The 12,907-nt window shown below is 60.8% G+C and carries 14 protein-coding genes and 1 pseudogene; 5 read left to right on the forward strand and 10 right to left on the reverse strand.

From position 1 onward, the window contains the following. The first annotated feature begins 2 nt into the window (after positions 1–2). The 4 genes from ACQ4WP_RS16435 (at position 3) to panC (ending at position 2,638) form a co-directional block, all read left to right on the forward strand. Positions 3–482 carry a GNAT family N-acetyltransferase gene (locus ACQ4WP_RS16435; RefSeq protein WP_436522647.1) on the forward strand — a complete coding sequence of 160 codons (480 nt, stop codon included), beginning with the start codon at positions 3–5 and terminating at the stop codon, positions 480–482. 108 nt (positions 483–590) lie between these two features. Beyond that, positions 591–800, forward strand: coding sequence for a DUF3460 family protein (locus ACQ4WP_RS16440; RefSeq protein WP_034778041.1), 210 nt, complete (start codon positions 591–593; stop codon positions 798–800). Positions 801–817: 17 nt separating this feature from the next. Continuing rightward, positions 818–1,744, forward strand: a complete 927-nt coding sequence (locus ACQ4WP_RS16445; RefSeq protein ID WP_436522425.1) for a segregation and condensation protein A — start codon at positions 818–820, stop codon at positions 1,742–1,744. A gap of 54 nt (positions 1,745–1,798) precedes the next feature. Then, on the forward strand, positions 1,799–2,638 hold the full coding sequence (panC, locus tag ACQ4WP_RS16450) for a pantoate--beta-alanine ligase (protein WP_436522427.1): 840 nt from the start codon (positions 1,799–1,801) through the stop codon (positions 2,636–2,638). A 39-nt stretch (positions 2,639–2,677) separates the two neighbouring features. On the opposite strand, the gene ACQ4WP_RS16455 is transcribed toward panC, so the two are convergent. Beyond that, positions 2,678–3,142 carry a hypothetical protein gene (locus ACQ4WP_RS16455; protein ID WP_436522429.1) on the reverse strand — a complete coding sequence of 155 codons (465 nt, stop codon included), beginning with the start codon at positions 3,140–3,142 and terminating at the stop codon, positions 2,678–2,680. Positions 3,143–3,405: 263 nt separating this feature from the next. Between ACQ4WP_RS16455 and ACQ4WP_RS16460 the strand changes: the two are divergent. Continuing rightward, positions 3,406–3,784, forward strand: a pseudogene (locus tag ACQ4WP_RS16460) (SDR family oxidoreductase); the annotation flags it as partial. A 77-nt stretch (positions 3,785–3,861) separates the two neighbouring features. Here ACQ4WP_RS16460 and cheY read toward each other — a convergent pair. The 9 genes from cheY to ACQ4WP_RS16505 all read right to left on the reverse strand — a co-directional run bounded on the left by cheY (position 3,862) and on the right by ACQ4WP_RS16505 (position 12,890). Further along, positions 3,862–4,260, reverse strand: a complete 399-nt coding sequence (cheY, locus tag ACQ4WP_RS16465; RefSeq protein ID WP_010396677.1) for a chemotaxis response regulator CheY — start codon at positions 4,258–4,260, stop codon at positions 3,862–3,864. A gap of 147 nt (positions 4,261–4,407) precedes the next feature. Then, positions 4,408–5,478, reverse strand: coding sequence for a protein-glutamate methylesterase/protein-glutamine glutaminase (locus ACQ4WP_RS16470; RefSeq protein WP_071078256.1), 1,071 nt, complete (start codon positions 5,476–5,478; stop codon positions 4,408–4,410). Between the two features lie 166 nt (positions 5,479–5,644). Then, a complete protein-coding gene (gene cheD, locus ACQ4WP_RS16475) occupies positions 5,645–6,253 on the reverse strand; it encodes a chemoreceptor glutamine deamidase CheD (protein WP_436522431.1) in 609 nt (202 codons plus the stop codon). A 9-nt stretch (positions 6,254–6,262) separates the two neighbouring features. Next, on the reverse strand, positions 6,263–7,135 hold the full coding sequence (locus tag ACQ4WP_RS16480) for a CheR family methyltransferase (RefSeq protein ID WP_436522433.1): 873 nt from the start codon (positions 7,133–7,135) through the stop codon (positions 6,263–6,265). A gap of 71 nt (positions 7,136–7,206) precedes the next feature. Further along, positions 7,207–8,922: a methyl-accepting chemotaxis protein gene (locus tag ACQ4WP_RS16485; RefSeq protein ID WP_436522435.1), complete on the reverse strand. Its 1,716-nt coding sequence runs from the start codon at positions 8,920–8,922 to the stop codon at positions 7,207–7,209. Positions 8,923–9,110: 188 nt separating this feature from the next. After that, positions 9,111–9,617, reverse strand: a complete 507-nt coding sequence (locus ACQ4WP_RS16490; protein ID WP_034758356.1) for a chemotaxis protein CheW — start codon at positions 9,615–9,617, stop codon at positions 9,111–9,113. A gap of 30 nt (positions 9,618–9,647) precedes the next feature. Next, positions 9,648–11,849: a chemotaxis protein CheA gene (gene cheA, locus ACQ4WP_RS16495; RefSeq protein WP_436522438.1), complete on the reverse strand. Its 2,202-nt coding sequence runs from the start codon at positions 11,847–11,849 to the stop codon at positions 9,648–9,650. 43 nt (positions 11,850–11,892) lie between these two features. Then, positions 11,893–12,258: a response regulator gene (locus tag ACQ4WP_RS16500; protein WP_034758362.1), complete on the reverse strand. Its 366-nt coding sequence runs from the start codon at positions 12,256–12,258 to the stop codon at positions 11,893–11,895. 83 nt (positions 12,259–12,341) lie between these two features. Beyond that, the gene (locus ACQ4WP_RS16505) at positions 12,342–12,890 is read right to left on the reverse strand and encodes a chemotaxis protein (protein WP_436522440.1); all 549 of its coding nucleotides are present in this window, start codon (positions 12,888–12,890) and stop codon (positions 12,342–12,344) included. Positions 12,891–12,907 lie beyond the last annotated feature (17 nt).

The following is a 12,907-nucleotide window of genomic DNA, read 5'->3' on the forward strand; positions in this document are numbered from 1 at the left end:
TGATGAATATCGTGGTGCGCGAAGCAACGAATGCCGATGCACAACTGATGGCCGATCTGACCCGCGCTGCGTGGGCCGGCAAGGTCGCGGCCTCGTCCAGCGGGCATCACGAAACGGCGCAGCAGGTGCAAGCCCAGCTGCGCCACGGCGGCGGTTTTCTGTTGTTGATCGACGACATTCCAGCCGGTTCGCTGCGCTGGATGCCGCTCGACAGCGACCCGGCCATCTGGAAGATTTCACGCATGGGCGTGCTGCCCGCTTACCGGGGCAGCCACGTCTCGCAGCACTTGCTGGAAGCCATCATTCATCACGGCCTGTCGTGCCAGGCCGAGGAATTGCGCCTGGCGGTGCGGCGCGACCAGCGCAAGTTGATCGATTTTTATGCGGCCTTCGAATTCGAGCTGGCCGAAGAACTGGAATATTCGCACGCCAACCCCGCCGAACCGGCGCCGATGGTGATGCGGCGTTTGTTGCGTTATTGATTTTTAGCAATTTCGCGCCCGGACTTGCCGATACAACAACCCGCCAAGCGACACGGCGCGGTAAAATACGGCCGGCTGACCTTACTTATAAGACACCCAGAAGAGAATATGAAACTGCCTGCAAAACACAACAACTACGTATCCGACCACACCTTGTTCATCGCTGAATTGAAGGCCAAGAATCCTGGCATGGAAGCGGGCCAGCAAGCGGGCCGCGCCCTGCTGTGGGACAAGCCGGCCGTCAGCATCGATGAGCAGGAACGCCAGCTGGCGTCGGCCGTCAAGCAACAGGCTTACGTTTACCAGAACAAGAACTAAGATCTGGAACCGGCACGATGTTGCCTGAAGAGTCTGCAGTGACGCCGGAAGCCGACGCTTCCGGTGCCGGCGCAGCCATCGAGTCGCCCGAACCTGTCGCTGACGGCGACGGCAGCGGCGACCCTGCAGCATCTGCAAGCACGGACGCGGCGCCTGCCGCCGACCCCCTGGGCATCGCCCGCCTGTATGGCGAGCCCATGCTGCGCATGCCGACGGATTTGTACATTCCGCCGGACGCGCTGGAAATCTTCCTCGAAGCCTTCGAAGGCCCGCTCGACTTGCTGCTCTACCTGATCCGCAAGCAAAACTTCAACATTCTCGATATTCCGATGGCGCAGGTCACCCTGCAATATCTGAAGTATGTCGACCAGATCCGCGTGCGCAACCTGGAGCTGGCCGCCGAGTACCTGTTGATGGCGGCCATGCTGATCGAGATCAAGTCACGCATGCTCTTGCCATCGCGCAAGAGCGACGTCGAGGAAGACGGCGGCGATCCCCGTGCCGAACTGGTGCGCCGCCTGCTCGAATACGAGCAGATCAAGCTGGCCGCCTACGACCTGAACGCCATTCCCCAGTTCGAGCGCGATTTCGTGCGCACGCAGATCTTCATCGAGCAAAGCCTGACGCCCACCTGGCCCGACGTGGAACCGGTGGACTTGCAGCAGGCATGGCTCGACGTGCTGAAACGCGCCAAGTTGACCCAGCATCACCGCATCAGCCGCCAGGAACTGTCCGTGCGCGAGCATATGTCGAGCATCCTGCGCCACTTGCAATCGTCGCGCTTTGTCGAGTTCAGCGAGCTGTTCGACATTGCCGGCGGCGTGCCCGTGGTGGTGGTCAACTTCGTGGCCCTGCTGGAACTGGCCAAGGAAACCCTGATCGAAATCACGCAAGCAGAACCGTTTGCCCCCATCTACGTCCGGCTGGCGTATTCGCCCGCCTGATTCCCTCCCTTTGTCACTGACCACCGTACAACGGGGTTTTAGCGAAAGCAATCCATGAAAATTATTTCCGACATCGAAGAATTGCGCGACCAGCTCAGCGGACAGCTGCGCACGGCGTTCGTCCCCACCATGGGCAACCTGCATGAAGGCCATTTGTCGCTGATGCGCCTGGCGCGCAAGCATGGCGACCCCGTCGTCGCCTCGATCTTCGTGAACCGCCTGCAATTCGGGCCGAACGAAGACTTCGAAAAGTATCCGCGCACCATGGCGGCCGACATCGCCAAGCTGGAAAAAGAAGGCGTGTACGTGCTGTTCGCCCCGACGGAAAAAGAACTGTATCCGGAGCCGCAGGAATACCGCGTGCGCCCGCCCGATGACTTGGGCAATACCCTGGAAGGCGAATTTCGCCCCGGCTTCTTCGAAGGCGTGTGCACGGTCGTCACCAAGCTGTTCTCCTGCGTGGGTCCAAGAGTGGCCGTGTTCGGCAAGAAGGATTACCAGCAACTGATGATCATCCGCAACATGGCGCGCCAATTCGCGTTGCCGACAGAAATCATCGCCGCCGAAACGTACCGGGCCGACGATGGCCTGGCTTTGTCCTCGCGCAATATGTATCTGTCGGAAAGCGAACGGGCGGAAGCGCCGGAGCTGTTCAAGGGGCTCACAGTCGTCGCCGAGGAAGTGCGCAAGGGCAACCTGGCCGTGGGCGAACTGGAACAGGCAGCCATGCAGCTGCTCGATGGCCGCGGCTGGAAATCGGACTACATCGCCGTGCGCAAGCGCGCCAACCTGCAAGCGCCGAGCGCCGCCGAACTGGCTGCCGGTGAACCGCTGGTGGTACTGGCCGCCGCCAAGCTGGGGCAGACGCGCCTGATCGATAATCTCGAAATTTAAACGCAGTCACGACGGGGCCATTCGGCCCCGTTTCTCCCCTTACTTCTCCATTCCTACCAGCTTGAGCTCGGCAAACAGCGGCTTATTGCCGCCGCGTGCCGCGTGCAGCATGTCATAGCTGGCCGCATCGAGCACGATTTCCTCCCCCTCCCACAGCTTGCGCTGGTGCGCAGGCAGCCTCAGGCTGCGCAGGATGGCCCGTGCCTGGGCCGGATCGGCTGCCAGCAGGCGGATGGCGTGCGCACCGCGCGGCGCACCTGTGAGTATCAGCAAGCCGCCCTGCGGGCCATTCTGGCTCAGGCTGACATAATCATGGCCACCCACGCGGTGCAGATAGGCATGCCGGCCATCGCCGTCGGCTGCCGGCTGTATGGCAGGCTCCTGGACGTCGCCGGGCTGCACCTCGACAACGGCGGGTGCAACGCTGGCTTGCTCAAGGCTCACGCCGCACGCTGCCAGCAAGGCCGTGCTCAGGGCAAAGTATAATACGGGTGCTCGGCGCATGTTGCGCTCCTTCTTGTCGGGGTCGGGGACAGAGGTGGAATAGTGCAGCGATCATGAGCCACTTTAGTTGAGGTGTAAAGTTAACTTTGGGAAATATTTCATTCCACTTCGCAACCAGCTGCATGGCAGCTTTGGCCAGGCAACCGGTGCAGTGGCTTGAACAGGATTGTTAATTTTAATTGCACACTAAAACCATTACAGCCATCTTTATCCACACAACAATAAAGATCACAATTGCCATACCGGCTCGCAGAGACACCGCACTTGCCGATGGCGGCACCGCCATTGCGGTCAAGGCCAACGTCGCCGATGCGGACGACGTGCAAGCACTGTTCGATGCGGCCGAAGCGGCCTTCCCTGGCCGGCACGGGTGACGCCACCTTCGATAGCCTGTTCGCCGTCAACGTCAAGGAATTGCCCGGCAAGAACATCACCGTCAACGCCATTGCCCCCGGCCCCACGGCCACGGCCCTGTTCTTGAACGGCAAGACGGCAGAAACGATACAGCGCATGAGCAAAATGGCGCCCCTGGAGCACCTGGGCACGCCAGACGACATCGCCGCCGCCGTGGCTTTCCTGACGGGGCCGGATGGCCGCTGGGTGAATGGACAAACTTTACGCGCCAACGGCGGCCTGGCGTAAGCAAGGTCCAAGCCGACGAAAAAAAACGCTGCCAGTTCGCACTGGCAGCGTTTTGTTTGAAGCGTATCAAACCGTGATCAGGCGCCGGCTTTTTCCAGCTTCTCGAAAATCTTGTTCAGCTTTTCATCGAGGGTCGCGGCCGTGAACGGCTTGACAACATAACCGCTGGCGCCAGCTTGCGCGGCGGCGATGATGTTTTCTTTTTTCGCTTCGGCGGTGACCATCAGCACGGGCAGCTTGGCCAGTGCGGGATCGGCGCGAATATGCTGCAGCATCGTCAGGCCATCCATGTTAGGCATGTTCCAGTCCGAGACGACGAAATCGTAGGATTCCGCGCGCAGCTTGGCCAGGCCCATCACGCCGTCTTCCGCCTCATCGACGTTGGCATAACCCAGTTCCTTCAACAGATTCCGGACAATGCGGCGCATCGTCGAAAAATCGTCAACGACTAAAAATTTCATCTTTGGATCAGCCATGAATAACTCCGTTGTTTCTGTAGCGGTTTGTTAATAATATCGACATGAATGCCGACATTATGGTCGACACTACGGCAGCAAGTTGTAGGATAGCATTTTCGTTGCTTTTAGGCGAACAAACTTGCCCCAGATCATACAAAACGTGGCTTACACGCGCAAAGCACGCATGCCATGCGCAGCCAGGTGGCCCAGCACCATGCCGGGCAGCGCCGTCAAAGCGCCGACTTCATGCGTAGCACCGATGGCGATCGCCTCACGTGGCATGCCGAACACCACGCAACTCGCTTCATCCTGCGCAAAATTATACGCTCCTGCGGCCTTCATCTCCAACATGCCTTGTGCGCCATCCTTGCCCATGCCGGTCAGGATCACGCCGACGGCATTCTTGCCTGCCGATTGCGCGGCCGAACGGAACAGCACATCGACCGACGGACGGTGGCGGTTGACCGGTTCGCCCTGGTCGATCTTGGTCATGTAGTTGGCGCCGCTGCGCGTCAGGGTCAGGTGCGAATGGCCGGGCGCGATGTAGGCGTGGCCGGGCAGCACGCGTTCGCCGCCTGCCGCTTCCTGCACCGAGATCTTGCACAGCGAATCGAGGCGGCGCGCAAACGAGCGCGTAAAGCCTTCCGGCATGTGCTGGGTGATCAGGATGCCGGGGCAATCGGACGGCATCTGCATCAAAAATTCGCGGATCGCTTCCGTGCCGCCCGTGGAGGCACCCACGATGATCAACTTTTCGCTCGACGTCAAGGGGCTGCGCAACGCAGGCAGCGGTGCTGCCACCCTGTCGCCAGCCGACGGCAAGGTGCGCGCACGGATGCGCGCCTTCGAGGCGGCACGGATCTTGTCGGCGATCATGTCGGTGTACTCGCGCATGCCGCTCTGGATGGAAATCTTTGGCTTGGTGACGAAATCGACGGCGCCCAGTTCCAGCGCGCGCATGGTGATTTCCGAACCGCGCTCGGTCAGCGACGACACCATCAGCACCGGCATCGGACGCAAGCGCATCAGTTTTTCCAGGAAGTCGAGGCCATCCATCTTCGGCATCTCGACGTCGAGGGTCAGCACGTCAGGGTTGGTCTGCTTGATCATCTCGCGCGCCACCAGCGGATCGGGCGCCGCCCCCACCACTTCCATATCGGGCTGGCTATTCACGATTTCCGTCATGACGCTGCGAATCAGCGCCGAATCATCCACGATCAATACTTTGATCTTCATAAAATATCCTTCCAGGCCTTGCGGCCCTTATTCTTAATCGGTAAAAACGCCAGACAAAACCGTAGCGAGCGGCAGTGATTTGTGGCTAAGAAGCGCAACCGTGCTGAAGCACGGTGAACATCGCAGGCCGCAAAGCACTACGCGCAGTAGGTTTGGTCCGGTGTTACTAGAACAGCTCGATCTCGCCACCCACGGGCGCAACCTTGAGACGGCTTGCGTAATCGAGTTCGCGGCGCACCAGGGTGTCGTTATGCGTCTGCATCAGCTTTTTCACCAGCACCTTGCCGCTGCGGGGGAAAAAATACACCTTGCGCGGGTGGATGTCATTCAAGTCCTCGGCCACCACGCGCATCTTTTCCTCCTTCAGGTAATTGATGACGAAGGCCGCATTGCGTTCACCGACGTTGATCGCCGTGAAGCCGCGCAGCACGGCACCGCCGCCGAAGACTTTCGCTTCCATGTTCTCGCGCCGCGCGCCGGCCTTCAGCAAATCGTTGATCAGAATCTCCATGGCGTAGGTGCCATAGCGCATCGACGCGGAAATCGGGCTATTCGGATCGCTGCCGCCATCGGGCAGCATGAAGTGGTTCATGCCGCCCAGGCCCGTGACGCGGTCGCGGATACAGGCCGAGACGCAGGAGCCGAGCACGGTGACGATCAGCATGTCCTTGTTGGTAAAGTAATACTCACCAGGCAGGATCTTGGCGGCGTCACAATTGAACGTCCTGTCGTAATAGACGTTAGTGGCAAATTGCTCTTTGGATTCCAGGCTCATATTTCACTCTCATGTACGATGCGACGATACCTTGGGCGCGGCGCCCCTAGGCTGATCGAGCTCATAGACTGTTTTACCGCGCAGCTTCAATGAATCCGACACGTACAGGAAATTCTCCGAATGGCCCGCAAACAGCAGGGCATCAGGCTTCATCAATGGCACAAAGCGCGACAGGATCTTGCGCTGTGTCGCCTTGTCAAAATAAATCATCACGTTACGGCAGAAGATGACGTCGAACTGGCCAGACAATGGCCAGCTGTCGGCCAGCAGGTTGAGCGGCTTGAAGGTGATCATCTGACGCAGTTCCGGGCGCACCCGTACCTGCCCTTCGCGGTCGCCCTTGCCGCGCAAGAAAAAGCGCCGCGCACGGTCGGCCGGCATCTTGTCGAGCCGGTCCAGGTTGTAGACGCCATTGGCGGCCGTGGCCAGCACGTTCGTGTCGATGTCCGTGGCGATGATGGTGACCGGCGGCGTGAGCGTATTGAACGCCTCGCACACCGTCATGGCGATCGAATACGGCTCCTCGCCGGTGGAACTGGCCGAACACCAGATGGTGATCGGCCCGCTCAGTTTTTTCACATGCTCGGCCAGCAGCGGGAAGTGATGCGCCTCGCGAAAGAACGACGTCAGGTTGGTCGTCAGCGCATTCGTGAACGCTTCCCATTCGTCGCCCATGCGACCCGCTTCCAGGTCGTCCAGGTAGCGGACGAACGAGGAGATGCCCGTCGCGCGCAGGCGCCGCGCCAGGCGGCTGTAGACCATCTCCTGCTTACTGTCGGCCAGCGCGATGCCGGCCCGCTTGTAAATCATGGCGCGGACCCGTTCGAAGTCCTTGCCCGTGAAATCAAATTCCTTGACCGAATCCGTTTTAGTTTGCGGCATTTTGTTTTTACCTCTCTATGACTACTCTGACCAATGCCTTTGCAAGTATAACTAGCGGAACCGGGTTGGCGTCAGAACTCTTCCCAATCGTCGCCGCCGGCCGCCGCCAGCTTTTTCGCGGGCGGTGGCGTGCCGGCTTGCGCCGTCTTTGCCAACTGCCGTGTAGTTGCCGCCACTGCCGGTGCAGGCCGTGCCGCTTTCACCGGCACGGGCGCGGGCATGACCGCCTGCGCGGCGCTCTCGCCGTCCAGCTTGAAGATGCTAACGGCGTCGGCCAGTTTCTGCGCCTGCTCCTGCATGCTCTCGGCGGCCGCCGCCGCTTCCTCGACCAGCGCCGCATTTTGCTGCGTCATCTGGTCCATCTGCGCGATGGCCTGGTTGACTTCCTCGATGCCATGGCTCTGTTCCTGCGTCGCCGCCGTGATCTCGCCCATGATGTCGGCCACCTGCCGGATCGACGTGACGATCAGGCCCATGGTCTGTCCCGCCTCATCCACCAGGCGGCTGCCGGCATCGACCTTGTCGACCGAGTCGCCGATCAGGCCCTTGATCTCTTTGGCTGCGCCAGCGGACCGTTGGGCCAGATTACGCACTTCGGACGCCACCACCGCAAAACCGCGTCCCTGTTCGCCTGCGCGCGCCGCTTCGACGGCCGCATTCAAGGCCAGGATATTCGTCTGGAACGCGATGCCGTCGATGACGCCGATAATATCGACGATCTTGCGCGAACTGTCCTTGATGGAACCCATGGTATCGACCACTTGCGCCACCACCCTGCCGCCCTGCTCCGCCACCGACGACGCCGACACGGCCAGCTGGTTGGCCTGGCGCGCGTTGTCCGCGTTCTGCTTCACGGTCGACGTCAGCTCTTCCATCGACGATGCCGTCTCTTCGAGCGAACTGGCCTGCGTTTCGGTGCGCGCCGACAGGTCCGCATTGCCGCTGGCGATCTCGCGCGACGCCACGGTGATGGTGTCCGTGCCATTGCGCACGTCGCTGACCGTCTGCACCAGGCTTTCGTTCATGTCCTTCAGCGCCTGCTGCAGCGCGCTCGTTTCATCCTTGCCCTCGACCACCACGCGCGACGTCAGCTCGCCGGCAGCCACTTTCTGCGCCACGGCCAGTGCGCCAGACAGCGGCACCGTGATCGAGCGCGTGATGAAGATGGCGCACCAGGCGCCGATCGCCACCGCCGCGCCGCCCAGGATGAACAGTACCGTCATCAGGCGCGCATCGGCCGCCAGCGAGTCGTCCATGAAGCTTTGCTGCGCCACGCGCTGCAAGTCGAGCAGCTTGTTGATATCGGCCAGGGTCGTCTTGTTCAAGGGGTCGATGCGGGTGGCAATCACCTTCGCCGCGCCCTCGCTGTTAAACGCCAGCACCTGTCCCATCGCTTCCTTGAAGGCGGCATTGACTTCGCCGTCGACCTTGGCGATATTGGCCAGCAGCGCCTTCTCGCCCTCGGACAGGCCCAGGCTGGCCAGCTTGCCGCGCGCGCCGTCGTACAGCTTGCGCTGCTCACGCACCTTGCCCTCTTCCGCCTGCATCAGGCCCACATCGCCCTGCAGGCCGATATTGCGCATGGCGATACCGGTTTCCAGCATCGCGCTTTTCATCAGCGACGCCTGCGTATTCTTTTCGCTTGCCAGTGCCAGGCCCGTGAGCAACTGGGCCTTGTTACGGTAATTCAGTGCATTCGCCGAAACGATCACCACCACCAGGATGGCGAGGATGCTGCCAAAACCTATCCCCAGGCGGGTGCCTATCTTGAAATCGCGCAAACTCATTACAGTCTCCAATATTTATGTGAACGGCGCCCGTTCAACCGGACGGCGCCGTGTTATGGCCTGGTCTCTGTCGGACCTTGCAGCCTGCCGGCGCGCCTCTGGCCGCGCCGGTACATGCATATCTGTAGTGATTCTTTGCGTGCCAAAACGGCGGCGCACCGGGCGCCGCCTTGCTGCCGTCCGGCCGCTTACGCCGCCAGCTTGTCGATCAGGCCCATCTCGCTGCTCGACATCAGTTTGTCGATATCGACCAGGATCAGCATGCGCTCGTCGATGGTGCCCAGGCCGATCATGTAGTCGGTCGAGAAGGCGGTGCCCATTTCCGGCGCCGGCTTGACCTGCTCCGGCGTCAGGGTAGTGACGTCGGAAACGCTGTCGACCACCATGCCGACGATACGGCCGCCGATGTTCAGGATGATCACCACCGTGAACTGGTCGTACACGGGCGTGCCCAGGTTGAACTTGATGCGCATGTCGACCACGGGAATGATGATGCCGCGCAGGTTGATCACGCCCTTGATGAATTCAGGCGCGTTGGCGATGCGGGTGACCGCTTCGTACCCACGGATCTCCTGGACCTTCAGGATATCGATGCCGTACTCTTCAGAGCCCAGGGTAAAGGCCAGGAATTCACGGCCGGCGATGTCCTTGCCGTCGCCCGCATTGCTTCCGGATGTTTGTTGAGTATCTGACATGGTGCATTTTCCTATCTTTATCTATCGGTATTACGAAAAAATGGACTCGTCGGCCAGCTGGCGAGAGGAACGGATCAGGGCAGCGACATCGAGAATCAGCGACACGCCGCCATCGCCCAGGATGGTGGCGCCCGAAATGCCCACCACCTTGCGGTAATTCGATTCAAGGTTTTTCACCACGACCTGCTGTTGTCCCACCAGGTCGTCGACAAACAGGGCCGCCTTGCGCCCTTCCGTCTCGAGAATCACGCAGATGCCTTCCGAGGGACGGGTAAAGCGCGGTACGATGTCGAACATCTGGTACAGCGGTATCAGCGGCAGGTATTCGCCGCGCACTTTCACCACCTGCCCGCGGCCAGCGATGTCCTTGATATCCTCAACGGCTGGCTGCAGCGATTCGATGACAAAGCCCAGCGGTAAAATATATACTTCGTCGCCGACGCGGATCGACATGCCGTCCAGGATGGCCAGGGTCAGCGGCAGCGAGATGGAAATCGTCGTGCCGAAACCCTTCGCCGAACGGATATCGACCACGCCGCCCATGGCGCTGATATTGCGCTTGACGACATCCATGCCCACGCCACGACCCGACACGTCGGTGACCGCTTCGGCGGTGGAAAAGCCGGGCGCGAAGATCAGCTGCCACACTTCGGCGTCGCTCATCGTCTCGGACACGTCCAGTCCCTGCTGCTGCGCCTTGGCCAGGATGCGCTCGCGGTTCAGCCCCGCGCCATCATCGGATACTTCGATGATGATGTTGCCGCCCTGGTGGCTGGCCGAGAGGAACAAACGGCCGGCCTCGGTCTTGCCGGCGGCCACGCGGGCGGCCGGCATTTCCACGCCGTGGTCGATGCTGTTGCGCACCAGGTGCGTGAGCGGATCGACGATGCGCTCGATGAGGCCCTTGTCCAGTTCCGTGGCGGCGCCATTGGTGATGAAATCGACCTTCTTGCCCAACTTGGTCGCCAGGTCGCGCACCATGCGCGGGAAGCGCGAAAAGACGAAATCCATCGGCATCATGCGGATCGACATCACCGCTTCCTGCAAGTCGCGCGTATTGCGCGTCAGGTGACTGACGCTGTCGAGCAGTTTCTCGTGCAGCATCGGGTCGAGCGCACCGGCGCGCTGCTCGATCATCGCCTGCGTGATCACCAGCTCGCCCACCAGGTTGATCAGCTGGTCGACCTTTTCAATCGAGACGCGGATCGACGACGATTCGGTACCGGCCTTCTCGCCCTCTTTCTTGGCCGGTTTCTTTTCCTGTTCCACCTCGGTCGCGGCGCTCGCCACGGCCGGCACGCCGGCAGCGCCGGCGTTGCCCGCCTTGGCGGCATCGGCGCGGATCTGGGCCAAAGGCTGGAAGAAACCATAGCCCTGTTCGGTGTCGCTCTGCACACCGGCGGCGGCGCGGATGTCCTCGAGCGGCTGGAAGAAGCCATAGCCGGGGTCCATCGCGCCCGGAGCGACCGGCGCCCCTGGCAGCGGGTCGAAGAAACCATAGCCCTGGGCTTTTTCCTGCGCCGCGCGGGCCGCTTCGGCTTCGCCTGGCGCCAATGGCGGTGCCTGCGTGATCACCATGTCGTCGGGATTGAGCACGAACGAGCAGATGGCCAGGATATCGTCCAGGCTTTCATGCGTCGTCACTTCCAGCACCTTGCGGGCGTCGGCCAGGGTGGACACGGCGACATCGCCCAGCAAGCCCAGTTCGGCCGCCAGCGCCTCGACTTCACGCTCTTCCATCTTCGGCAGCTCCAGGCGGTAGCGCTGGCCACCGGCATGGCTGACGGCCGCCTTTTCCGCCGTATGGAAGGCTGGCGCAACAGGCGTGAGCGCGGCCACGGGTACGTCCTGCGAGAACGACTGCAGCATCATGCGCACATTGGCCACGGCATCCTGGTCGACGGCGCTGCCCAGGCGATGGCCGTCGAGCTGCATTTTGAGGATGTCCTTGGCGGCCAAAAAGGCGTCGACGTGTTCCGCCGTCAGGGCCATCTGGCCCTGACGGATGCGGTCGAGCAGCGACTCGAGGATGTGCGTCACCTCGCTCATGTCGCTCAGGCCGAACGTCGATGCGCCGCCCTTGATCGAATGGGCGGTGCGGAAAATGGCATTCAAGTCTTCGGCGTCGGGCGCCGCAATATCAACGGCCAGCAACAGCCGTTCTTTTTCAGCCAGCAGTTCTTCGGCCTCATCGAAAAAGACCTGAAAAAACTGGCTAATATCGATGGTCATAGAGTGACTCCGTCAATTGCATCGTTGCGCTGCGCGGCTGGCATCAGCCGATCACCTTCTTGACCACTTCGATCAGGCGTTGCGGATCGAAGGGCTTGACCAGCCAGCCATTGGCGCCGGCGGCACGTCCTTTCGACTTCATTTCGTCCGACGACTCCGTCGTCAGCATCAGGATGGGCACCTTCTGGTACGTCGGCAGTTCGCGCAGCAGTTTGATCAGCTCCAGGCCATCCATGCGCGGCATGTTCTGGTCCGTCAATACCAGGTCCACGGTTTGCAGCTTGGCTTTTTCCAGTCCGTCCTGGCCATCGACGGCCTCCACCACCTGGTAACCGGCGGCTTTCAGACTGAACGCCACCATCTGGCGCAATGAGCTGGAATCGTCCACTGCAAGTATCGTTTTGGCCATCTTTGCTCCCACTTATTCCGGGCATCCTGCCCGAGTATTTGATTAATCAATCCATGCAACCGCAAGCGTTCCACACTGGCATGCTAGAACAGCTCGATGTCGCCACTTTCCAAATGCTGTTGACTGACAGCCTTGCGCAGCACGCTGCGCAACTCCAGGCTTTGAATCGCCAGCGCCATGCTGACCCGTCCCAGCAAGGCGACAATTTCTTCATTGTCGCTCTCCGGCAACATCTCCGCGCCATGCGAGCCTAGGGTACCGAGGAACTCGCGCAAGCCCGTCACGCGCTTCAAGGTGCGCTCGATCAGCTGACTGGTCATGTCCTGGAACTGCAGGCTGGTGATGGCGGCATTCACGTAGCCCCCTACTTCGCCCTGCAATGCCAGCAGTTTTTCCCGCTGCTGCTCGGCCGGAATACCACCTTCGAGCAGCATGGCGATGGTATCTTGCTGCGCAGCGACGGCTGCGTGTATCGCCATGAAATTGAAGGACAGCTTTTCGATCGCCTCTTCCAGCAAGATGCCGGTCTGCACCAGGTCGGTTTCCACCTCCGTCAAGTGCTTGCGGCCATGGTCCGACACGCCAGACAGCAGACGTTTTACATGCGAGCCAAGTATTTTCTTTCTTGTCATAAAGGTCTCATTGTTTC

Source organism: Janthinobacterium lyxosi (genome assembly GCF_051380665.1).
In the GTDB taxonomy this organism is placed as follows: Bacteria; Pseudomonadota; Gammaproteobacteria; order Burkholderiales; family Burkholderiaceae_D; genus Janthinobacterium.

Bases quoted from the DNA above. Each gene is read 5' to 3' on its own strand.
- ACQ4WP_RS16435 (WP_436522647.1), top strand. From the start codon at position 3: ATGAATATCGTGGTGCGCGAAGCAACGAATGCCGATGCACAACTGATG.
- ACQ4WP_RS16440 (WP_034778041.1), top strand. From the start codon at position 591: ATGAAACTGCCTGCAAAACACAACAACTACGTATCCGACCACACCTTG.
- ACQ4WP_RS16445 (WP_436522425.1), top strand. From the start codon at position 818: ATGTTGCCTGAAGAGTCTGCAGTGACGCCGGAAGCCGACGCTTCCGGT.
- panC (WP_436522427.1), top strand. From the start codon at position 1,799: ATGAAAATTATTTCCGACATCGAAGAATTGCGCGACCAGCTCAGCGGA.
- ACQ4WP_RS16455 (WP_436522429.1), bottom strand. From the start codon at position 3,142: ATGCGCCGAGCACCCGTATTATACTTTGCCCTGAGCACGGCCTTGCTG.
- cheY (WP_010396677.1), bottom strand. From the start codon at position 4,260: ATGGCTGATCCAAAGATGAAATTTTTAGTCGTTGACGATTTTTCGACG.
- ACQ4WP_RS16470 (WP_071078256.1), bottom strand. From the start codon at position 5,478: ATGAAGATCAAAGTATTGATCGTGGATGATTCGGCGCTGATTCGCAGC.
- cheD (WP_436522431.1), bottom strand. From the start codon at position 6,253: ATGAGCCTGGAATCCAAAGAGCAATTTGCCACTAACGTCTATTACGAC.
- ACQ4WP_RS16480 (WP_436522433.1), bottom strand. From the start codon at position 7,135: ATGCCGCAAACTAAAACGGATTCGGTCAAGGAATTTGATTTCACGGGC.
- ACQ4WP_RS16485 (WP_436522435.1), bottom strand. From the start codon at position 8,922: ATGAGTTTGCGCGATTTCAAGATAGGCACCCGCCTGGGGATAGGTTTT.
- ACQ4WP_RS16490 (WP_034758356.1), bottom strand. From the start codon at position 9,617: ATGTCAGATACTCAACAAACATCCGGAAGCAATGCGGGCGACGGCAAG.
- cheA (WP_436522438.1), bottom strand. From the start codon at position 11,849: ATGACCATCGATATTAGCCAGTTTTTTCAGGTCTTTTTCGATGAGGCC.
- ACQ4WP_RS16500 (WP_034758362.1), bottom strand. From the start codon at position 12,258: ATGGCCAAAACGATACTTGCAGTGGACGATTCCAGCTCATTGCGCCAG.
- ACQ4WP_RS16505 (WP_436522440.1), bottom strand. From the start codon at position 12,890: ATGACAAGAAAGAAAATACTTGGCTCGCATGTAAAACGTCTGCTGTCT.